The 19,773-nt window shown below is 59.9% G+C and carries 18 protein-coding genes and 1 tRNA gene; 12 read left to right on the plus strand and 7 right to left on the minus strand.

What is annotated here, in order from left to right; all coding sequences use genetic code 11:
* Positions 1 to 278: 278 nt before the first annotated feature.
* Both HK22_RS02420 and dksA read right to left on the minus strand, forming a co-directional pair.
* Positions 279 to 353: transfer RNA gene (locus HK22_RS02420), tRNA-Thr, on the minus strand.
* Between the two features lie 52 nt (positions 354 to 405).
* On the minus strand, positions 406 to 819 hold the full coding sequence (gene dksA / locus HK22_RS02425; RefSeq protein ID WP_062029923.1) for an RNA polymerase-binding protein DksA: 414 nt from the start codon (positions 817 to 819) through the stop codon (positions 406 to 408).
* A 235-nt stretch (positions 820 to 1,054) separates the two neighbouring features.
* On the opposite strand from dksA, the gene HK22_RS02430 reads away from it, so the two are divergent.
* Genes HK22_RS02430 through HK22_RS02440 form a run of 3 tightly spaced genes read left to right on the plus strand, consistent with a single transcriptional unit; the run spans position 1,055 to position 2,930 of the window.
* Entirely contained in the window at positions 1,055 to 2,197 is a 1,143-nt protein-coding gene (locus tag HK22_RS02430) for a flagellar basal body P-ring protein FlgI (RefSeq protein WP_062029868.1), read from the plus strand.
* Positions 2,197 to 2,499 (plus strand): rod-binding protein, encoded by a 303-nt coding sequence (locus HK22_RS02435; RefSeq protein WP_086648219.1) that lies wholly within the window; start codon positions 2,197 to 2,199, stop codon positions 2,497 to 2,499. The genes HK22_RS02430 and HK22_RS02435 overlap by 1 nt, the downstream gene beginning before the upstream one ends.
* Positions 2,496 to 2,930, plus strand: a complete 435-nt coding sequence (locus tag HK22_RS02440; protein WP_062029866.1) for a flagellar protein FlgN — start codon at positions 2,496 to 2,498, stop codon at positions 2,928 to 2,930. Before HK22_RS02435 ends, HK22_RS02440 begins: the two co-directional genes overlap by 4 nt.
* Before the next feature lie 10 nt (positions 2,931 to 2,940).
* On the opposite strand, the gene HK22_RS02445 is transcribed toward HK22_RS02440, so the two are convergent.
* Entirely contained in the window at positions 2,941 to 4,233 is a 1,293-nt protein-coding gene (locus HK22_RS02445; RefSeq protein WP_062109249.1) for a hemolysin family protein, read from the minus strand.
* 152 nt (positions 4,234 to 4,385) lie between these two features.
* On the minus strand, positions 4,386 to 5,582 hold the full coding sequence (gene hpnH, locus HK22_RS02450; RefSeq protein WP_062029862.1) for an adenosyl-hopene transferase HpnH: 1,197 nt from the start codon (positions 5,580 to 5,582) through the stop codon (positions 4,386 to 4,388).
* A gap of 274 nt (positions 5,583 to 5,856) precedes the next feature.
* Here hpnH and HK22_RS02455 point away from each other — a divergent pair, with 274 nt between their 5' ends.
* From HK22_RS02455 to hpnK, 4 genes are all read left to right on the plus strand, one after another.
* On the plus strand, positions 5,857 to 6,576 hold the full coding sequence (locus HK22_RS02455; RefSeq protein WP_231878123.1) for an ABC transporter substrate-binding protein: 720 nt from the start codon (positions 5,857 to 5,859) through the stop codon (positions 6,574 to 6,576).
* A gap of 58 nt (positions 6,577 to 6,634) precedes the next feature.
* Positions 6,635 to 7,846, plus strand: a complete 1,212-nt coding sequence (gene hpnI, locus HK22_RS02460; RefSeq protein WP_062109247.1) for a bacteriohopanetetrol glucosamine biosynthesis glycosyltransferase HpnI — start codon at positions 6,635 to 6,637, stop codon at positions 7,844 to 7,846.
* Positions 7,843 to 9,267 carry a hopanoid biosynthesis associated radical SAM protein HpnJ gene (gene hpnJ / locus HK22_RS02465; protein WP_062029858.1) on the plus strand — a complete coding sequence of 475 codons (1,425 nt, stop codon included), beginning with the start codon at positions 7,843 to 7,845 and terminating at the stop codon, positions 9,265 to 9,267. The genes hpnI and hpnJ overlap by 4 nt, the downstream gene beginning before the upstream one ends.
* Before the next feature lie 73 nt (positions 9,268 to 9,340).
* The gene (hpnK, locus tag HK22_RS02470) at positions 9,341 to 10,177 is read left to right on the plus strand and encodes a hopanoid biosynthesis-associated protein HpnK (RefSeq protein WP_086648220.1); all 837 of its coding nucleotides are present in this window, start codon (positions 9,341 to 9,343) and stop codon (positions 10,175 to 10,177) included.
* A 20-nt stretch (positions 10,178 to 10,197) separates the two neighbouring features.
* On the opposite strand, the gene HK22_RS02475 is transcribed toward hpnK, so the two are convergent.
* Positions 10,198 to 11,178, minus strand: coding sequence for an adenosine kinase (locus tag HK22_RS02475; RefSeq protein WP_086648221.1), 981 nt, complete (start codon positions 11,176 to 11,178; stop codon positions 10,198 to 10,200).
* A gap of 318 nt (positions 11,179 to 11,496) precedes the next feature.
* Here HK22_RS02475 and HK22_RS02485 point away from each other — a divergent pair, with 318 nt between their 5' ends.
* Both HK22_RS02485 and HK22_RS02490 read left to right on the plus strand, forming a co-directional pair.
* The gene (locus tag HK22_RS02485; RefSeq protein WP_233142337.1) at positions 11,497 to 12,198 is read left to right on the plus strand and encodes a polymer-forming cytoskeletal protein; all 702 of its coding nucleotides are present in this window, start codon (positions 11,497 to 11,499) and stop codon (positions 12,196 to 12,198) included.
* A gap of 123 nt (positions 12,199 to 12,321) precedes the next feature.
* Complete coding sequence (locus HK22_RS02490; RefSeq protein WP_086648222.1) at positions 12,322 to 12,816, plus strand: DUF3465 domain-containing protein; 495 nt, start codon at positions 12,322 to 12,324, stop codon at positions 12,814 to 12,816.
* A gap of 55 nt (positions 12,817 to 12,871) precedes the next feature.
* Here HK22_RS02490 and clpA read toward each other — a convergent pair whose 3' ends face one another.
* Together clpA and clpS are read right to left on the minus strand one after the other, a co-directional pair.
* Positions 12,872 to 15,187 carry an ATP-dependent Clp protease ATP-binding subunit ClpA gene (gene clpA, locus HK22_RS02495; protein WP_086648223.1) on the minus strand — a complete coding sequence of 772 codons (2,316 nt, stop codon included), beginning with the start codon at positions 15,185 to 15,187 and terminating at the stop codon, positions 12,872 to 12,874.
* Between the two features lie 129 nt (positions 15,188 to 15,316).
* A complete protein-coding gene (clpS, locus tag HK22_RS02500) occupies positions 15,317 to 15,676 on the minus strand; it encodes an ATP-dependent Clp protease adapter ClpS (RefSeq protein WP_062109238.1) in 360 nt (119 codons plus the stop codon).
* 313 nt (positions 15,677 to 15,989) lie between these two features.
* Here clpS and HK22_RS02505 point away from each other — a divergent pair, with 313 nt between their 5' ends.
* The 3 genes from HK22_RS02505 to ggt all read left to right on the plus strand — a co-directional run bounded on the left by HK22_RS02505 (position 15,990) and on the right by ggt (position 19,724).
* Positions 15,990 to 17,036 (plus strand): D-alanyl-D-alanine carboxypeptidase family protein, encoded by a 1,047-nt coding sequence (locus HK22_RS02505; protein ID WP_077802193.1) that lies wholly within the window; start codon positions 15,990 to 15,992, stop codon positions 17,034 to 17,036.
* A gap of 91 nt (positions 17,037 to 17,127) precedes the next feature.
* Positions 17,128 to 17,928: a type I methionyl aminopeptidase gene (gene map, locus HK22_RS02510; RefSeq protein WP_077802194.1), complete on the plus strand. Its 801-nt coding sequence runs from the start codon at positions 17,128 to 17,130 to the stop codon at positions 17,926 to 17,928.
* On the plus strand, positions 17,925 to 19,724 hold the full coding sequence (gene ggt, locus HK22_RS02515) for a gamma-glutamyltransferase (protein WP_077802195.1): 1,800 nt from the start codon (positions 17,925 to 17,927) through the stop codon (positions 19,722 to 19,724). The genes map and ggt overlap by 4 nt, the downstream gene beginning before the upstream one ends.
* Positions 19,725 to 19,773 lie beyond the last annotated feature (49 nt).

Here is a 19,773-nt window from a genome sequence, read left to right on the forward strand (position 1 = left end):
GGTCTCCAGGCATAAAAAAACCGCCCCGAAGGCGGCTTTGTATCGCGTGTTCATTCTCGTCCCCGGTTCGGGGGAAGTAGCTCTATAGAGACGGAAAACTGCGCGCGCCTAAAGAAAAATCCTGTCAACAGGATAATCTGTAAATACTGGATACTTCCGCCTGATTGAAGGGCTGCGTACGCGAAAGATCAGTTTTCGGTATCCGGAGCCCCGCCGTCTTACATCGCAGCTTACAGGTGCCACGGCTTATTCAGAATTTTTAGGGAAGTAAGGAAAAATGGTGCTGCTGGACAGGATTGAACTGTCGACCTCTCCCTTACCAAGGGAGTGCTCTACCACTGAGCTACAGCAGCATACCGTTGCCTTGGCGCGCTTCGTAACGGGTCAGCGCGCCAAGCGCAAGTCTTAATCGTCGCGATGGACCTTTTCCATCTTCTCATGACGCTCCTGCGCGTCGATGGACAGCGTGGCGATCGGGCGGGCCTCCAGCCGTTTCAGACCGATCGGTTCTCCCGTCTCTTCGCAAAAGCCGTAGCTTCCATCCTCGATCCGTTCGAGCGCCATATTGATCTTGGTGATCAGTTTGCGGGCCCGGTCACGGGTTCGAAGTTCGAAAGCCCGATCCGTTTCGACGCTGGCGCGGTCGGTAATATCGGATTCATGGATTCCCCCTTCCGAGAGACTCGCAAGCGTTCCATCGGCCTCTTTCAGAAGATCGACACGCCAGCGCAGAAGTTTCTGCCTGAAGTACTCGACCTGAAGCGGGCTCATGAACTCTTCGTTGTCGGAAGGCCTATAATCCGGCGGCAGCGTAATCATGCGCATCCAATCCCTGGCTGATCCGCCGACGTCCGCTTCCAACAGCCGCAGGCGATAACGCGCGGCTTATAGCTACCCCAGCGGCATCCGCCAACCCCGAACATGTTTTTGTCTGTCTATCGGAAAGGGCGGAAATCTGCGTCTCCGTTAGGGGTTTCTTTACCCTGTAAGGCCATCCTCAATACCTGAGACCCCCAGACCTGTCTTGCAGGCATCAGGATACCCCCCGTCGCCCATGCGTTTTATTCTGCGATCTCCGTCATCTTTTCACATCCTGATGCACCGGCTTACTGCGCTTGTTTGCGTTGGGCTGCTTCTGCTTCCGGGTTTTGCTCTGGCAGCCAGTGTCCGCATCAAGGACATTACGGACATGGAAGGCGTGCGAAGCAACCAGCTGATCGGTTATGGTCTGGTCGTGGGGCTGAACGGCACCGGTGACCGGCTGACCAATACAATTTTTACGCGTGAAACGCTGATTTCCATGCTGAACCGCCTGGGCGTCAACATCCGCGATCAGGAAACACAGCTTCAGACACATGACGTCGCGGCCGTCATGGTGACGGCAGATCTTCCGGCTTTCGCTCATGGAGGAAACCGGATTGACGTGACGGTCTCAGCTGCGGGTGATGCTTCCTCCCTTACGGGAGGCACGCTTCTGGTCACACCATTGATGGCGGCGGATGGTGAAGTCTATGCGGTTGCGCAGGGATCGCTTGCAACAAACGCGTTTTCGGCCAGGGGAGCTGCTGCCTCCATCACCCGCAATGTGCCGACGAGCGGGCATATCGCGAATGGTGGCATCGTCGAGCGGGAAGTGCCTTTCGACCTCAGCCATCGATCCAATCTTCACCTCAGTCTGCGAAATCCTGATTTCACAACAGCGAGTCGGATTGCAGCGATCATCAACCGGACCTTCGGGCCGATTGCGAATGTTCAGGATCCCCGTACCGTCCTGCTGGATCTGAGCAGCCACGATCCCGTTCCTACACTTTCGCGGATCGGTGATCTGCTCGTGACGCCGGATACGCCTGCCAAGGTGGTGGTGGATGAAGCCAGCGGAACCATCATCATGGGAGCAGATGTCCGGATCAGCACTGTTGCCGTAGCGCAGGGAAATCTGACGGTACAGGTGACCGAAACGCCCGAGGTCTCCCAACCGGGTCCATTCTCCAATGGTCAGACGGCTGTGGTGCCCCGTACGAACGTCAAGGTCGATACGGGCAAGAACCAGCATCTGGCGGTTGTCCCTGGCGGCACAACGCTCAGGGAGCTTGTTGCGGGACTGAACGCTCTGGGTGTGGGGCCAAGAGACATGATCAGCATTCTGCAGGCCATCAAGGCTGATGGTGCCCTGCAGGCAGAACTGGAGATGCGTTGATGACCATATCCTCGACCACCGGCACCCTATCACAGGGATTTCCGTTGCACGGCCAGAAGGCAGATCCGGCCAAGACGTTAAAATCCGCCCAGGATTTCGAATCAATGGCCATCAATCAGATGCTTCAGCCGATGTTCGCAACGGACGACGACAGCGACAGCATGTTCAGTGGTGGAGCCGGAGAAAAGCAGTTTCGGCCCATGCTGGTGGAGCAGATCGCCAAACAAATGGAAAACAACGGTGGTATTGGCATGACGGATGCAATCAACCGTCAGATGCTGGTTATGCAGGAGCAGAAATGAGCGCGTCCATTATTCCGGCCATGCAGCGGCTGATTGCCATTCTGGAAGCGGAAAATTCTGCATTGGAAGAAGCGCGCATCCCGGATGCTCTGGCGCTCCTGCCCGACAAGCAGAATGCTGCCAGAACGCTGGAGCAGGAGGTCTCGGTCGCCAATGACCGCAAACAGGACCTTTGCCCCTGCTGCCCGGATGACGAAGAGAATCCCGTACAGCAGGAGTCGTCGGCGCTGCCCTATCGCGATTTGCTGGACCAGATGACCGAACTGGGCAATCGCAATGGTGAACTTCTGCAAAGAGCCATCACGGCCCAGAAGCGCGTGATTGAGTTGCTGACATCAACCCCAGCGGCGGCTCTGCCGCAGAACTATGGCAATCAGGGCGCCTATGCCCCTGTCAGCGAGAGACAGGCGCTTTTCGTCAGTAAAGCCTGAAGTCGTCAGGTCAGTCTTCGGCGAGAATCTGCCGACTGACCTTGACCTTGCCAACACGTCGGCGGTCCATTTCCAGAACCTCGAACAGCCATCCGCCGAATGCGACCTTGTCTCCCCGTGCGGGAACGCGCCTGAGAAGTGCCAGCATGACACCGCCAAGGGTATGATAGCCCCCGGCGCCAGGGAGTTCCGGAAGGTTGAGGCGCGAGCGCAGTTCATCCGCAGGCATGAAGCCTTCAAAGACATAATCGTCTTCGCCTTCAGCGGCCTGTAGTTCCGATGATGACGACTCCGTTTTTTCCTCACCGACGATCGCTTCCAGCACATCGGATGGTGTGACGATGCCTTCAAAAGAACCGTATTCGTCCAGAACAAACGTAATTCCGAGATTGACCCCGCGCATGCGCTCGATCATGTCCTGTGCGCTGAGACTGTCGGGGATGACGGGGGGCTCACGCAGGACGGCATCAACGGAAACCGGCAGTTTCAGGAGCAGTCGATCCATGATGTCTTTGGCGAGAATGACGCCAACAGGATGGTCGACATCTCCTTCACAGACCACAATCCGCGCGTATGAAGACTGGCGCAGTTTGCGGACCAGCGTTTCCTGATCTGCATGTCTGTCGATCCAGAAAAGTTCATTGCGCGGCGTCATGATGGCTCTCACCGGTCGGTCTGCCAGACGCAGAAGGCGCTCGATCATGGCCTGTTCGTCAGTTTCGAGTACGCCCGCCCGTGCACCTTCGGCCAGAACGGCCTTCAGTTCCTCTTCCGTCACGGCAGCGCGCGTCAGGGGGCCGATACGGAGCGCCCGGAGGACCAGAGAGGATGTCCCGCTCAGCAGCCAGACAATCGGCTGTGCCACACGCGCGACGCCCACCAGAAGCCAGGCCAGACGTGAGGCAATGGTCTCCGGCTGTTGCAGGGCAATCTGTTTGGGAATCAGTTCACCGAAAACCAGCATGGCGAAGGTGATGATGGCAACGACAAGAACCATCGAGACTTCGCTGGCGATCGGACGGAGCGAAGGAATGTCCGCAATCCAGGGCGTGACGGTACCTTCCATCTGGCTGCCGCCAAACGTACCTTCAAGAATGGACACCAGCGTCATGCCGACCTGAACGGTTGGCAGAAAGCTGTGTGGATCTTCCGCCAGCCGGATTGCGGTTGTAGCCCCACGGACTCCCTGCTTGGCCAGAACCTCCAGCCGTGGCCGTTTTGCCGAAATGAGAGCCATTTCTCCCATGGCAAACACGGCATTGAGGAAAATGAGCAGACAGATAACAAGAATAGGGGTCAGCATGGTCCGGCCAGAATAATGAATGGCTCAATCATAACAGGACGACTGACGGATGCCATGCCCTTCATTTGCTGACCGTAGACGCGTGGCTTTTCCATAAAAAAACCGGCTCGCATGGAGCCGGTTTTTTTACGCAGATCGAAGAAGACCAGTTCTCAGTCTGCTGCGTCTGCAGCTTCCGAAACGGTGTTGGCAGCCGGGCGGCCGTTGACGCGGACGCGGGGGCCGCGAGCCGGCTTAGCACCTGTGGAGATGCGTTCCATCTGCTGCTGGACCTGCGCTTCATAGCCGTATTCGGCAGGGCGCTGGTTGGCGAGCGAGATTTCCGGAACCATCGGCTTTTCGGTCTCGGGACCGAAAAGGGCGACCTTCGCGATGTGCCAGGGGCGTGCGACGGCGTCCATGACGGCCGTGGATTCGTAGCCGGAGTGGACCATGCAGTCGGCGCATTTCTCGTATGCGCCTGTGCCGTACTGCTCCCAGGCCGTGTCGTCCATCAGTTCCTTGAAGGTCTTGGCATAACCTTCGCCGAGCAGATAGCACGGACGCTGCCAGCCAAAGACCGTACGCAGCGGCTTGCCCCAGGGGGTGCAGTGGTAGTTCTCGTTGCCCGCCAGGAAGTTCAGGAAAAGCGGGGACTGCGTGAAGCGCCACTTCTTGCCTTTTCCGAGACGGAAAACGTCGCGGAAAAGCTGCTTTGTCTTCTGGCGGTTCAGGAAGTGCTCCTGATCCGGTGCGCGCTCATAGGCGTAGCCCGGAGCCGTCATGATGCCGTCAACGCCGAGAGCCATGACTTCGTCGAAGAAGGCGGCAAGGCGCTCGGGCACGGCTCCGTCGAAGACGGTGCAGTTGATCGAGACGCGGAAGCCACGGGATTTTGCAAGACGGATCGCCGCTACGGCCCGGTCGTACACGCCGTCCTGACACACGGAGGAGTCATGCATCACCTGATCGCCATCGAGATGCACGTCCCAGGAGAAGAACGGGGAGGGCTCGTAATCGTCGAGCTTCTTTTCCAGCAGCAGCCCGTTCGTGCACAGGTAGACGTATTTTTTGCGCCCGATCAAACCTTTGACGATCTGGGGCATTTCCTTGTGCAGGAGGGGTTCACCACCGGCGATTGCAATGACAGGAGCACCGGCTTCCGTGTCGGCATCCAGGCATTCCTGAAGGCTGAGACGCTGGTTCAGGATCTGCGCGGGATAGTCGATCTTGCCGCAGCCGGCGCACGCCAGGTTGCAGCGGAACAGCGGTTCGAGCATCAGGACCAGCGGATATCGCTTGCGGCCCGTGAGGTGCTGCTTGACAACGTACCGTCCGACTCGGACAGCCTGCATCAAAGGAACGGCCATTATAATCCTCTGGTTCTAGCCTCCGGAAGGTGCGTCCAACAGGGCGCCCGGGGCCTTGCACATCGTGGATGGCCCGTGGCCTTCTTTCCTGTCCCGGCTCCGGGAAGTCGGGAAACGTGAAGGACCATCGGGCATTAGATTGTCTGCCTATAGACCCATTGTCGTGTTCGCCTCAATGTCAGGCTGCATAATTCGTACCGGCCCTGTGGCTAATGGAGCACAGATGGTCCTATGGATGCGAGAACCTGATACAGGGAACTTGATACATTGTGTCATGAACCTGATCTCTATGCCCGGAATTGTCTACCAGGACGAAAGTACGATCATGATTTGCCGTTTTTCCCCGAAAGTGACTCTGTCCCTTCTGTCTGCCTGCCTCCTGACGGGCCCTGTTGCGCTGGCGGCTTTTTCTCCGGCTGCGTTGGCCGATGCAGCGGCTGTGGCCTCGCCAGCGGATTCTGCTTCTGCCGTCGCCCCTGTCGCAGCCCTGTACGACGCTTTGAAGGCCGCTCAGAAAACCGGGAAAACCGCCCAGCAGCGTGCGACGATGATTGCTCCTGCCGTGGACCATGCTTTTGATCTGGAAGCGATTCTCCGTCGTTCGGTGGGTGTGCGCTACAACAGTCTCAGTCCTTCGGACCGTACGCGTCTGCTGGGGTCGTTCCGGCAGTTCACGATCGCCCATTATGCCGCGTCGTTTAAGCCTCAGGCGCAGGCGGCCTTTACCATTTCCTCACAGACGCGTCCGAACCCGACCGGTGGTGTGATTGTCGATACGACGATCGGCGGCACGGATGGCGGCGATGTCGTGCCCATCGACTACATCATGACAAATGGGGCATCGGGCTGGAGGATTACGGATGTTCTGCTGAACGCCCATATCAGTCAGGTCGCCGCACAGCGTTCCGATTTCGGAGGGGCCCTGAGTCAGGGCGGCGCCAATGGTCTGGCCGATCATCTGGACGACAAGACTGCCCATTTCCTGCATGACTGAGCCCAGTCTCACGACGGCAGTCTTTCCCAAAAGCATTCGGGAAGGCTAGAACACCGTCGTGCCCTTACCTCTTACCGTCGCAGCCAGCGTCTGCGCACTTGTTTCAGCCGCTGGAAACCTACAGGCGCTGACGGGCGCCCTCCTGCTCGCCCGGTTCCGCCGCACGGAGCGTCGCGCGGATGATGCGCTGCGCCTGTCCGAGCGGACATGGCCCGCCGTCACTGTGATGAAGCCTCTGCACGGTAACGAGCCGTTGCTGGAGGATGCGCTGGAAAGCGTCTTCACGCAGGATTATCCCGATTTCCAGATTGTCTTTGGCGTGCAGGACGCGCAGGACACCGCACTGGCCGTGATCGAGCGACTCCGGGGGCGTTATCCGCAGGTTCCGGTCAGTGTGGTGGTCGATCCGCGCGAATATGGTCCGAACCGCAAGGTCGGGAATCTGATGAACATGTACGGGGAGGCCTGTCATGACATTATCGTGATATCCGACTCGGACATTCACGCCAGCCCCCGCTACCTGCGTCATGTCGTAACGGGTCTGGAAGAGCAGGGGGCCGGTCTGGTCACCACCCTGTATGCAGGTCGTCCTGCTGCGGGAACGCTCGTGCAGCAGCTCGGCGCCTGCCAGATCAATCATAATTTCCTGCCTGGCGTCATGATGTCCCGCTTTCTGGGGCGTCAGGACTGTCTGGGCGCGACGATGGCCCTGCGTCGGCAGACCCTTGAGGAAATCGGTGGCCTTGAGGCGCTGGTCGATCACGTGGCGGATGATGCCGAACTGGGTCAGCTGATCCGGACGCGGGGCGAGAACATCGTCATCGCGCCGACCCTGACCCACACGACCGTGGGCGAACACACGCTCGGCGAGTTGCTGGCGCATGAGTTGCGCTGGGGGCGGACCGTCAAGAATGTCGCTCCGGTCGGTTATGGGCTGTCGTCCATCCAGCTTCCCCTGTTCTGGGCCGTGACGGCAGTGCTGTTCCGCCCGAATGCTTGGTGGACATGGAGCCTACTGCTTCTGACATGGCTGCTCCGCGCCATCGGAAGCCGTATCATGGACCGTGCCACGGACTGTCCGCTCCCGGCTGTAATCCCGCTTCTGGTCATCCGCGACTGGCTGTCTGCTGCCATCATGGTGGGCAGTGCCCGCGGATCACGCGTTGCATGGCGGGGCAGAACGGTCCATATCGCCCGAAGAAAACGTAATTCCGTGTCCTGCGCCCCCTCGCTCCAGGCCGGCGCCACCCAAAGGAGTGTCCGATCATGATGAGAACCCTTTTTCTCCAGCCTCCTTCCTTTGACGGCTTTGACGGTGGTGCGGGCTCCCGCTACCAGGCGAAGCGCGAAATCAAGTCCTTCTGGTTTCCGACATGGCTGGCCCAGCCGGCTGCTCTCGTTCCCGGATCACGCCTGATCGACGCGCCGCCGGCCAAGATGGGTATGGATCCCATCCTTGAGGACGTGAAGAACCGCGACCTCGTCGTCATCCATACCTCCACGCCGTCCTTCGCTTCCGACGTGCGCGTGGCGCAGATGATCAAGGATGCAAATCCGAAGATCATGATCGGCATGGTGGGCGCCAAGGTGGCTGTTCAGCCGACCGAGAGCATGGAGAAGGGCAGCCCGATCGATTTCGTGGCCCGCAACGAGTTCGACTTCACCATCAAGGAAATTGCCGAAGGCAAGCCGCTCGCGGAAGTGGACGGTATCACCTGGCGCAACGAGAAGGGTGAGATCATCGCGAACAAGGATCGCGCGATGATCGAGGACATGGACAGCCTTCCGTTCGTGACGGAAGTCTACAAGCGTGACCTCAACATCAACGACTACTTCATCGGCTATCTGAAGCACCCCTACATCTCGATCTATACGGGCCGTGGCTGCAAGTCGCGCTGCACGTTCTGCCTGTGGCCGCAGACGGTTGGTGGCCATCGCTACCGGACCCGCAGCCCCGAGCATGTGGCCGCTGAAGTGCGTCTGGCCAAGCAGTACTTCCCCGAAGTGCAGGAATTCATGTTCGATGATGACACCTTCACGGACGATCTGCCGCGCGCCGAAGCCATTGCCCGCGAAATGGGCAAGCTTGGTGTTACGTGGTCCTGCAATGCCAAGGCGAATGTTCCTTACGAGACCCTGAAGGTTCTCAAGGAAAACGGCCTGCGCCTGCTGCTGGTCGGTTACGAAAGCGGCAACCAGCAGATCCTTCACAACATCAAGAAGGGCATGCTGGTCGAAACGGCCAAGGAATTCACGCGCAACTGCCACAAGCTGGGCATCAAGATCCACGGAACCTTCATCGTCGGCCTGCCGGGCGAGACGAAGGAGACCATCCAGGAGACGATCCAGTTCGCCAAGGAAATCAACCCGCATACCCTGCAGGTTTCGCTGGCTGCGCCGTATCCCGGCACCTTCCTGCACAAGCAGGCGACGGAAAATGGCTGGCTGAACGAAGCGGAAGCCGAACTGATCGACGAGAGCGGCGTGCAGATCGCACCGCTGCATTACCCGCACCTGTCGCATACGGAAATCTTCGAGAGCGTCGAGGAATTCTATCGCAAGTTCTACTTCCGCGGTTCCAAGATCGCCTCCATCGTCAACGAGATGATCCGTAGCCCGCAGATGATGAAGCGTCGTCTGCGCGAAGGTGTGGAATTCTTCCAGTTCCTCAAGGACCGTCACGCCGCCTGAACGGCGTGCGCCTGACCAGACAATATCCGGGGGCCATGGCGCATGTCATGGCCCCTTTTTCGTGAGATCTGCCATGACATCCAGCCCCTCCCGCCGCGCCATCGTCTCCGCCGATGATTTCGGCATGAGCCTCGAAGTCAACGAGGCCATCGAACAGGCCCATCGCAACGGCATCCTGTCCACGGCTAGTCTGATGGTGGCCGGGGATGCTGCCGGGGATGCCATCCGGCGTGCAAAGACAATGCCGGATCTGAAAGTCGGGCTGCATGTGGTGGCGATTGAGGGCAAGTCCGTCCTCGATCTTCCAGCCATTACGGATGGGCAGGGCTGGTTTGGTCGCAACCAGTTGCGTCTTGGTGTGGAGTATTTCTTCAGCCCGCAGGCCCGGAGTGCCCTGCGGCGCGAAATCGAAGCCCAGTTCCGCGCCTTTGCTGCGACCGGGCTGACGCTCGATCATGCCAACGCCCATAAACACATGCATCTGCATCCGACGGTGGGACGCTTCCTGATCGAATCTGGTCTGGAGCATGGATTGCGGGCTGTCCGCTCACCCTTCGAGCCGCCGGAGCCTGTCGAGGCCAACGATACGCTGGGAGACCGCGCCCTCCGCCACTGGATTGGCGTCCTGCGGCATCAGATCCGCAAAGCGAGGCTGAAAACCAATGACTGGTGTTTCGGGCTGCGCTGGTCCGGCCATATGACGCCGGACCATATCCGCGGTCTTGTTCCGCGCCTGCCCACGGGCACGAGCGAAATCTACTTTCACCCCGCCACGGCTCAGGACGCCATGATGAAGCGTTTCATGCCGGGCTATGAGCAGGAGGGCGAACTGGCCGCCCTTCTGGACCCGGCTGTGCGAGAGGCATTCGACCGGTATGGGGTCGCCCGCATCGGCTGGGCCAATCTGTAAGACCGGCCCAGCGACACGTCTCAGGCCGTCAGCGTGAACGCCTTGGTCGGGCGGGCGCCGTAACGGGTGATGATCTCACCGGCAGCCTGATTGCCCAGCTTCGCGCAGGTGACGAGGTCGTGCTTCCTGCTCAGACCGGCCAGGAAGCCTGCTGCGAACGCATCGCCTGCGCCCGTGGTGTCCACGACCTTTACTTCGGTTGTCGGAACGTCATGGCGCTCGCCTTCGCCGATCACGACCGCACCCTTTTCGCTGCGTGTGATGACGGCCAGCTTTGTTTCGGCGGAGACCTGCGTGACGGCTTCTTCGAAATCCGTGACTTCGTACAGGGCCAGAAGCTCGGCCTCGTTGGCGAACAGGATGTCCACATGGCCCGCTACAAGCTCGTGGAAGGCGGCGCGATGGCGTTCCACACAGAACGTGTCGGACAGCGTCAGGGCGACCTGACGGCCAGCCTTGCGGGCCAGACGGGCTGCATGTTCGAACGCTTCCTGGGCCTGCGGCTTGTCGTACAGATAGCCTTCCAGATAGGTGATGGCCGCATCCGCCACGACGGATTCATGCACGTCCTCGGGCGTGAATTCCGTGCAGGCGCCGAGATAGGTGAACATGGTGCGCTGGCCTTCGGGCGTCACCAGAACGATGCAGCGTGCGGTCGGGGTGCCATCGGCGGCCGGAAGCGGCTCGGATGGGAAGGTGATGCCCTGTTCGCGCATGTCGCGTGTGAAATGGTCGCCGGCTTCGTCAGCCGTAACCTTGCCGAGATAGGCCACTTTCGCACCCATACGGGCCGCCACGACGGCCGTGTTGGCGCCGGAGCCGCCGCCTGTCACATTTTCGATATCCACGCGGCTTTCAATGGCATGCGCCGTGGCAGCGTCGATCAGGGTCATGCTCCCGGCAGCAGCGCCAAGCCCGTCGATCAGGTCCTGGCCCACAGGGGCGAGAACGTCGACGATGGCATTGCCGATACACAGAAGGTCATGCTGGGGTGCAGACATTGGAACTCCGGTCAGGTCGCTGAAAACTTCAGAAAAAAACATTTAACGGGCAGACTGCGCCATTAAATCAACACGATCATAGGTCCCCTCTGGGTTCACGCCAACTCCCGGTTAACCCGACGCCGTTTTCCTCCGTGAGATTTCGTCACATTTATGGAAATGCGCGTCTTGTCCCGCCGGGTCGTGAGCGTGTAGCCTTGTCGAAAGACCGGTTCCCGAATGTTCTGTCTGCGAGCGTCCTGTTCTCGCAATGGATCGTCCGGGAGACGTCCAAGACAGAATTAGAGTGTTCTTTTCCAGATCCGCAGCGGGGTTTCCTTGTTCAGAAGACGCAAACCGGAAGATGACTCCAAGCCTGTCGAGAACGGCAAACTTGCAGGTCAGCCCATTTTCCCCAACCGGCCGGACGCTCCCAGCCAGACGGCTCCCGCGTCAGGATCCGGATCGCCCTCCAGTCCCCAACCTGCCCAGCAGCCCAACCAGCAGAAGGACCCCGCGCCCATGGGTCGTACCCCTTTCCCGGCACCGCCGTCTTCCAATTCTCCGACGGGCGTAACGCCGGCAGGGGCGCCGCGCCCCGGTGTGGCCGCCGTTCCGGGCGCACCGCGCCAGACCGGCCCTGAGCGTCGTACGCTTGTTGTCGGCCGTGGCATCAGCGTGCAGGGGTCCGTGCAGGACGCCGAACGCCTTGTCGTTGAGGGTACGGTCGAGTCCAGCATGATCCATGCGACCGAGCTTCAGGTCACGCATGGTGGCGTCTTCCGGGGCGGCGTCGAGGTTGAGGACGCAGAACTGGCGGGCACGATCGACGGCACCCTGACCGTCAATGGCAGCCTGACGATCCGTGCGACCGGCCGTCTCATCGGCAAGGTCAAGTGCCGTCGTCTTCAGGTCGAGGATGGTGGTCAGATCACGGGTCAGCTCGAAATGATCACGGATGGCGCATCTTCGCGTCCGGCTGTCAGCGAAACTGCCAAGTCCGAGCCCGCTCCCGGTGAAGGCGCCAGCGAAGCGCCCTGATCCCTTATTGCGGACCAGCATAAAGGCCCGTTCCCTCTCCGGGGCGGGCTTTTTTGTGTCTGGTCCGGACCTTCTGGCGGCAGAGCAACAGGCAGAACCGCCCTGACAGGAGAAAACCCCTTCATGACATCCCGTCTGCTCTCCACGTTTGCTGTGGCACTGCTATGCGCGCCATTGGCGGCATCCGCTCAGGGCTTTTTCGGCCAGGATACTGCGCCCCGTAGCGCGCATGACATGCCTGCGCAGTGTGACAATGCGCGTTTCCTCGCTGATCAGCATGGACTGGAACAGAGCGGCCCCACCGGTATCGACCTGCCCGAGCATCTCTGTGGACGGGTTCTGGCGGTCTCCCCCAAAGCAAAACGCACCCGCAGCGGCTGGCACGGTTATTTCTATCTGTCGGTCGGGCAGGGGGTCTCCATCCGGATTGTCTCTGATCTGGATCAGATGAATGCACCGCAATGGCCCTGGGTCAGCAAGGGCGACCAGGTCGAGGTTCAGGGGCGCTACTATTACGACAGCCTGCGTCGTCAGGGCGTGGACTGGACCCATCATGGTACAGGCCGAAAATGGCCCTGGCCCGGCTATGTCGTGGTGAACGGTACCCGCTACCAGTAAGAAAAAAGGCCCGGCGAGACAGCGTCTCCCGGGCCTTTCTGCTAAGTGGAGGACTTCAGCTTGTCGCTTCGTCTTTCTTCGAAGCGCCATCCTCGCCCTTGGCGTTATCCCCGCCTTCGAGAATATCGAAGTCGAGTGCGCCGTTCTTCATGCCAATCCGAACGGCACCGCCCTGAGCCAGCCGTCCGAAAAGCAGTTCCTCGGCCAGAGGCTTCTTGATGTATTCCTGAATGACGCGTCCCAGCGGACGGGCGCCATACAGCCGGTCGTATCCACGCTCGGCGAGCCATTCCTTGGCGCTCGAGGAAATCTCGATCGTCACATGGCGGTCGGCAAGCTGGGCTTCGAGCTGAAGCACGAACTTCTCGACCACGCGGCCCACGGTCTCCGGCGTCAGGTTGGCGAAGGGAATGATCGCGTCCAGACGGTTGCGGAATTCCGGCGTGAACAGGCGTTTGACTGCCTCTTCATCCTCACCGCTCCGCGCCGTCCGTCCAAACCCGATCGCCTCCTTGGACAGGTCCGCCGCGCCCGCATTCGTGGTCATGATCAGGATCACGTTGCGGAAATCGACGACCTTGCCGTTGTGATCCGTCAGGCGGCCATGATCCATGACCTGAAGCAGGACATTGAACAGGTCCGGATGGGCCTTCTCGATCTCGTCCAGCAGCAGGACCGCGTGCGGATGCTGGTCGATCGCATCCGTCAGCAGGCCGCCCTGATCGAACCCGACATACCCTGGAGGCGCACCGATCAGACGGGAGATCGAATGACGCTCCATGTATTCGGACATGTCAAAGCGGATCAGTTCGATCCCGAGCGAGTTGGAAAGCTGCTTGGCGACCTCCGTCTTGCCGACGCCCGTGGGGCCGGAGAACAGGTAGTTGCCGATCGGCTTTTCCGCATCGCGCAGTCCGGCGCGGGACAGCTTGATTGCCGCAGCCAGCGCGTCGATCGCCTTGTCCTGTCCGAAGACCATATTCCGCAGGTCCCGCTCCAGATGGCGCAGAGTCTCGCGGTCATCGGCCGAGACGCTCTTGGGCGGGATACGGGCGATCTTGGCGATGGCCTCTTCCACGTCCTTCAGCGTCACGGTCTTGCGGCGCTTATTTTCGGGCACCAGCATCCGCGCCGCGCCGACTTCGTCGATCACGTCGATCGCCTTGTCCGGCAGCTTGCGGTCATGGACATACTTGGCCGCCAGTTCGACGGCGCCGCGCAGGGCTTCGTCGGTATAGCGGACCTTGTGATGCTTCTCGTAGCTGCCCTTCAGGCCGCGCAGAATCTTGATCGCATCCTCGATCGAAGGCTCCGGCACGTCGATTTTCTGGAACCGGCGTACGAGCGCCCGATCCTTTTCGAAATGCTGACGGAACTCCTTGTAGGTCGTGGAACCGATGCAGCGCAGGGTCCCTGCGGCCAGGGCAGGCTTGAGCAGGTTGGAGGCGTCCATTGCCCCCCCCGATGTCGCTCCCGCGCCGATGACGGTATGGATTTCGTCAATGAACAGGATGGCGCCAGGGGTCTGGTCCATTTCCGTCACGACGGCTTTCAGCCGCTCTTCGAAATCGCCGCGATAGCGCGTGCCAGCCAGGAGCGAGCCCATGTCCAGCGAGTAGATCGTGCTGTTCAGCAGAACGTCCGGCACTTCGCCTTCCACGATCCGCTTGGCCAGACCTTCGGCAATTGCCGTCTTGCCGACGCCCGGATCTCCCACATAAAGCGGATTGTTCTTGGTCCGGCGGCACAGGATCTGGATGGTGCGTTCGATTTCCTGATCGCGGCCGATCAACGGATCAATTCGCCCCTCACGCGCACGTTCATTCAGATCGACGCAATAGATCGCCAGTGCTCCCTCCTTGGCCGTTTCCTTGCGCTCCTCGCGTTCGGACGTATCCTTGGAAGCCGCAGCCGAGCGGCGCCCCGTTCCCCGGTCGGGTGCCTTGGCGATTCCGTGCGAGATGAAGTTGACCGCATCGAGTCGCGTCATGTCCTGCAACTGCAGGAAATAGACGGCATGGCTTTCGCGCTCGGCAAACAGGGCGACCAGCACGTTAGCGCCCGTGACTTCGTCGCGGCCCGTGCTCTGCACATGGATCGCCGCGCGCTGGATCACGCGCTGGAAAGCCGCGGTCGGCTTGGGTTCCGTCGGACGTTCCGCAGCCAGTCCTGCCAGATCCTTGTCCAGGAAATCCGTCAGATCGGAGCGCAGCTTGTCGAGATCAATGCCGCAGGCCCGGAAGACCGTCAGGGCATCGTCGTCTTCTGTCAGTGCGAGCAGAAGATGTTCGAGGGTTGCATATTCGTGACGCCGGTCACCTGCGAATGTCAGGGCGCGGTGGAGCGTCTGTTCGAGCGTACGGGACAGCATGTGATGGCGCTCCTCTCGACCTCTCGTAGGAAAGGTATCTTGTCGCGGAGTAACGTGTAACGCCAGTCAGAAACGCAAAGGGAAACAAGAAATTATCCTGTGCCCGGGCTTTTCTGCCTGTCAGACGGATCAGTCTTTCTCGATCGTGCACTGAAGGGGGTGCTGGTTCTGGCGTGCCAGATCCATCACCTGTGTCACCTTGCTTTCAGCCACTTCATATGTGAACACCCCGCAGACTCCGACGCCGCGCTGGTGAACCTGAAGCATGACGGACGTTGCCTCGTCCCGGGTTTTGGCAAAGAAACGCTCCAGCACATGCACCACAAACTCCATGGGCGTGTAGTCGTCGTTGAGCATCAGAACCTTGTACATGGAAGGTTTGCGCGTCCGGGTTCTGGGACGCACCACCACGCTGACTTCAAGGTCCTGATCCCCGCCTCCCCTGTCCGGCTCACGGGGCGGAATGGAGTCGGGAGACTCCGGCCCCATGCGAGATGGACTCCGCGAGGATGCGACACCGGAAAGGCCGTTCGGGCAGGGGGGAAGATCATAAGAAGACATGACGGGTATGATATGGTGCGAATTTCGGTCTTGAGAAGGGCTGCAAGCCCCTGAAATAAGGTTTTTATGCGCCACGTGCCATGATCCTGCCTCCTTTCCGCCCTGCTTACGAAAAATTAAGGAAAGTCCTTCAAAGCTGGTGGACGGGGAGTTTTCAATGCGCCTAGACTGCCTGTCATGCAGGTGGCTCAAGAGCCCAGATCTTTCCCAAGACGACGTTCCGTTCAGAGGCTGTCAGTAGATGCGTTTCCCGTTCCAGAAAGCTTTTCTGTTGTGCGCCATGACAACCATGGGGCTGGGATCTGCGAAGGCACAATATGCCGGACATGTCTCGAGCTATGTGATGGACGCCAGGACAGGCGCTGTTCTGTCTGCGACGGATGCCGAGCTGCAACGGTATCCTGCGTCCCTGACAAAGCTCATGACGCTCTATCTGACGTTCCGCGCCCTTGAAGCGCATCAGATCACGCTGGACGAACAGGTTCCGGTGTCCATTCATGCTTCCATTCAGGCTCCGTCAAAGCTGGGCCTTGTGCCGGGAACGAAGCTGACAGTGGAGCAGGGCATTCTGGGGCTCGTCACGAAGTCTGCCAATGATGCGGCCTGTGCCCTGGGTGAATTTCTTGGCGGCGGAGATGAGGTACGCTTCGCCCAGCTCATGACGCAGCAGGCGCGGGCTCTGGGGATGATCAATACGACCTTCCGCAATGCTTCCGGTCTGCCTGACCCGGATCAGGTTACGACAGCGCATGATCTGGCCCTGCTGTCCCAGCATCTGATTGCGGATTTTCCGCAGTATTATCACTATTTCAACGTTCCCTCCTTTTATTTCCATCGCCGTATGGTTCCGAACCATGATCCGATGCTGAAAATCTATGCGGGCGCTGATGGTCTCAAGACGGGGTATACCGATCTGGCAGGCCATAACCTCATCACGTCTGCCCAGCGCGGGAATGTGCGCCTGATCGGCGTGGTCATGGGGTCTCCCAGCAATGCGCGTCGTTCCATGGAAATGGTGGCGCTGCTCGACAAGGGGTTTGCAGATGAAGGCGTGGCGCCCCAGCCGCTTCTTCACCCTGCGGCTCCATCCGGTGTCCTGATGGCCTCGGCCCGTCGTCGCGGTCGCTTCCATCACGGTTTCCTGCTGGCGTCTTCGCGCCCCATGGAAGTTGCCGATGCGCCAACAGCCCCGCGTCGTTATGGCCGGATTTCTCACCATGGTGCGGCCGTACGCATGGTGAGTGTGCGCCATGTTGTCGCCCACAAAAAGCGCTCCCGGCACAGCTGATCCTGAAAATCTGACCTGCCGCCTTGCGATCCAGCCCGGACAGACGCATTTTGTCCGGGCTTTTGAAGATTAAAGGATCAGGCGGCAGATTATGGATAACGCACGGGGTATCGTTCTCTACGATCAGGACGATTTTAAACATCTGCATCGTGTTGGCCGCCTGACGGCGGAGGCGCTGGACATGATCACGCCCTATGTGCAGCCCGGCGTTACCACAGAAGAGCTGAACCAGCTGATCCACGACTTCACGATCGCCCATGGTGCCACGCCTGCTCCGCTGAACTATCGCGGCTATCCGAAATCCTGCTGCATCTCGATCAACCATGTCGTGTGTCACGGCATTCCCGGTTCCAAGAAGCTGTCCAATGGTGACATCGTCAACATTGACGTCACTTCCATTCTGGACGGCTGGTACGGCGACAGTTCACGCATGTATGTCGTGGGCAAGGCGCCAAAGAAGGCCGAAAAACTGGTCGATGTGACGTATGAGGCGCTGATGCGTGGCATCGCGCAGGTGCGCCCAGGTAAGACGCTTGGTGATATTGGCCATGCCATTCAGGAATATGCGGAAGCCAACCGCTTCTCCATCGTGCAGGATTTCTGCGGCCATGGCATTGGTCGGGATTTCCATGCCGAGCCGAATGTTCTCCATTATGGGCGTCCCGGTGAGGGTGTGAAGCTCGTGGAAGGGATGGTGTTCACGATCGAACCCATGCTGAATATTGGCCGTCCTGACGTGAAAATCCTTGATGACGGCTGGACAGCCGTGACCCGTGACCGCACCCTGTCAGCCCAGTTCGAGCATCAGGTTGGCGTGACGGCCGATGGCTGCGAAATTTTCACCCTGTCCCCCAAAGGCTACACCAAGCCTCCTTATGGAGAGACCGCATGAGAGCGTTTTCGCTTCTTCTCGCCACGGCCCTGATCAGCAGCACGACGCTCGCCACCGCAGCCGCCCCGGCGCTGAGTTCAGCGCATGATCCGCTGGCTTTCGGTCCGGACAATGTCAGTGCCGGTGTGCTGACTTCCGGTCGTCATGGCATGGTGGTGTCGGCGCAGCATCTCGCCTCGGATGCCGGTGCGAAAATCCTTGCACAGGGTGGCAATGCGGTCGATGCGGCCGTGGCTGTCGGATATGCTCTGGCTGTGGTCTATCCCGCAGCCGGTAATATTGGCGGCGGCGGATTCATGACCCTGCGTCTGAAAACGGGCCAGACGGTCTTCATTGATTTCCGCGAACATGCTCCCGCCGCTGCGACGGCTACGATGTATCAGGACGCTTCGGGCAAGGTCATTCCGGGTTTGTCCACCGAAGGCTGGAAAGCCGTCGCCGTTCCGGGAACAGTCGCGGGGCTGGATTCCATTCTGCAGAAATGGGGGCGCCTGCCACGCGCCAAGGTCATGGCCCCTGCGATTGCGCTGGCCCGGAATGGCTTCGTTCTGAATCAGGGCGATGCGGATCTTCTGCACACCTCGACGCGCTATTTCCAGCACGATCCCTATGCCCGCGCGTTCTATCTGCGCCCCGATGGTACGCCGCTTCAGACGGGCGACCGTCTGGTGCAGAAGGATCTGGCGGACTCGCTGGAACTGATCGCCAAAGAAGGTCCGCAGGCGTTTTATGATGGTCCGATCGCGAAGGAAATCGTGCGCGCCAGCACTGAAGGCGGCGGCATTCTTCAGCTTTCTGACTTCAAAAACTATCACATCCGTTACCTTGAGCCGATCCGCTGCACCTATCGGGGCTATACGATCGACACGGCACCGCCGCCGAGCGGCGGGGGTGTTGCACTCTGCGAAATCCTGAACATTCTCTCCGGTTACGATATGCACGCCCTTGGTCTGCATAGCGCGCCTGCAACGCAGCGCGAGATAGAGGCCATGCGTCATGCTTATTCCGACCGGCGCGATCTGGGCGATCCGGATTTCGTCCATAATCCTGTCGAACACCTGATCGACCCTGCTTACGCCTATCAGATCCGCCAGGGCATTCCGACCGATCGCGCGCTGTCGTCCAGCACGCTCAGAGCAGGAGAGGCGCTGCCCGTTCCCGTGACGCAGGCGGCTCCCGACACCCAGGAAAAGCATGAGACCACGCAGTTCTCCGTGCTTGATCGTGAAGGGACGGCCGTTTCGGCAACCTATACCCTCAATGGCTGGTTCGGCGCGGGTGTAATGGGGGGGCATACCGGCATCTGGATGAACGACGAGATGGACGATTTCTCGTCCAAGCCGGGTGCGCCCAACATGTTCGGCATTGTCGGTTCGGAAGCCAATGCGATTGCCCCGGGCAAGACGCCGCTGTCTTCGATGTCGCCCTCCATCGTTTCGCGCGATGGCAAGGTCGTCATGGTGATCGGCAGCCCCGGCGGTTCGCGCATTCCGACGATCACGCTTTCCGTCATTCTCGGGGTGATCGACTACGGGCTGGATATCCGTCAGGCCATCGACCTGCCGCGAATCCATGAACAGTGGGAGCCTTCCGCTGTTGAGCTTGAGCAGGGCGCGCTGTCTGACACGGCCATGCAGACTCTCAAGGCCGAAGGGTATGCCCTGTCGCCCCATCGTCCGTGGGGTGTGGCGGAAGGCATCCTTGCCGATCGCCCGAGCCTGAAGGCTCCGAAGACCGGTCTGATCTATGGTGCGGCCGACCCGCGGCACATGGGTGGGGCGGCTGTCGGCGAATAAGACGCGGGAATGAGGGCGTACTCTGATGATTGGGGGTTGTCAGACACCC

The organism is Gluconobacter sp. DsW_056, assembly GCF_002153595.1.
GTDB lineage: Bacteria > Pseudomonadota > Alphaproteobacteria > Acetobacterales > Acetobacteraceae > Gluconobacter > Gluconobacter albidus.

Bases quoted from the DNA above. Each gene is read 5' to 3' on its own strand.
- hpnJ (WP_062029858.1), top strand. From the start codon at position 7,843: ATGATGAGAACCCTTTTTCTCCAGCCTCCTTCCTTTGACGGCTTTGAC.
- HK22_RS02505 (WP_077802193.1), top strand. From the start codon at position 15,990: ATGCGTTTCCCGTTCCAGAAAGCTTTTCTGTTGTGCGCCATGACAACC.
- HK22_RS02445 (WP_062109249.1), bottom strand. From the start codon at position 4,233: ATGCTGACCCCTATTCTTGTTATCTGTCTGCTCATTTTCCTCAATGCC.
- clpS (WP_062109238.1), bottom strand. From the start codon at position 15,676: ATGGGGCCGGAGTCTCCCGACTCCATTCCGCCCCGTGAGCCGGACAGG.
- HK22_RS02430 (WP_062029868.1), top strand. From the start codon at position 1,055: ATGCGTTTTATTCTGCGATCTCCGTCATCTTTTCACATCCTGATGCAC.
- dksA (WP_062029923.1), bottom strand. From the start codon at position 819: ATGATTACGCTGCCGCCGGATTATAGGCCTTCCGACAACGAAGAGTTC.
- HK22_RS02440 (WP_062029866.1), top strand. From the start codon at position 2,496: ATGAGCGCGTCCATTATTCCGGCCATGCAGCGGCTGATTGCCATTCTG.
- HK22_RS02490 (WP_086648222.1), top strand. From the start codon at position 12,322: ATGACATCCCGTCTGCTCTCCACGTTTGCTGTGGCACTGCTATGCGCG.
- map (WP_077802194.1), top strand. From the start codon at position 17,128: ATGGATAACGCACGGGGTATCGTTCTCTACGATCAGGACGATTTTAAA.
- HK22_RS02455 (WP_231878123.1), top strand. From the start codon at position 5,857: ATGAACCTGATCTCTATGCCCGGAATTGTCTACCAGGACGAAAGTACG.
- HK22_RS02435 (WP_086648219.1), top strand. From the start codon at position 2,197: ATGACCATATCCTCGACCACCGGCACCCTATCACAGGGATTTCCGTTG.
- clpA (WP_086648223.1), bottom strand. From the start codon at position 15,187: ATGCTGTCCCGTACGCTCGAACAGACGCTCCACCGCGCCCTGACATTC.
- ggt (WP_077802195.1), top strand. From the start codon at position 17,925: ATGAGAGCGTTTTCGCTTCTTCTCGCCACGGCCCTGATCAGCAGCACG.
- HK22_RS02475 (WP_086648221.1), bottom strand. From the start codon at position 11,178: ATGTCTGCACCCCAGCATGACCTTCTGTGTATCGGCAATGCCATCGTC.
- hpnH (WP_062029862.1), bottom strand. From the start codon at position 5,582: ATGGCCGTTCCTTTGATGCAGGCTGTCCGAGTCGGACGGTACGTTGTC.
- hpnK (WP_086648220.1), top strand. From the start codon at position 9,341: ATGACATCCAGCCCCTCCCGCCGCGCCATCGTCTCCGCCGATGATTTC.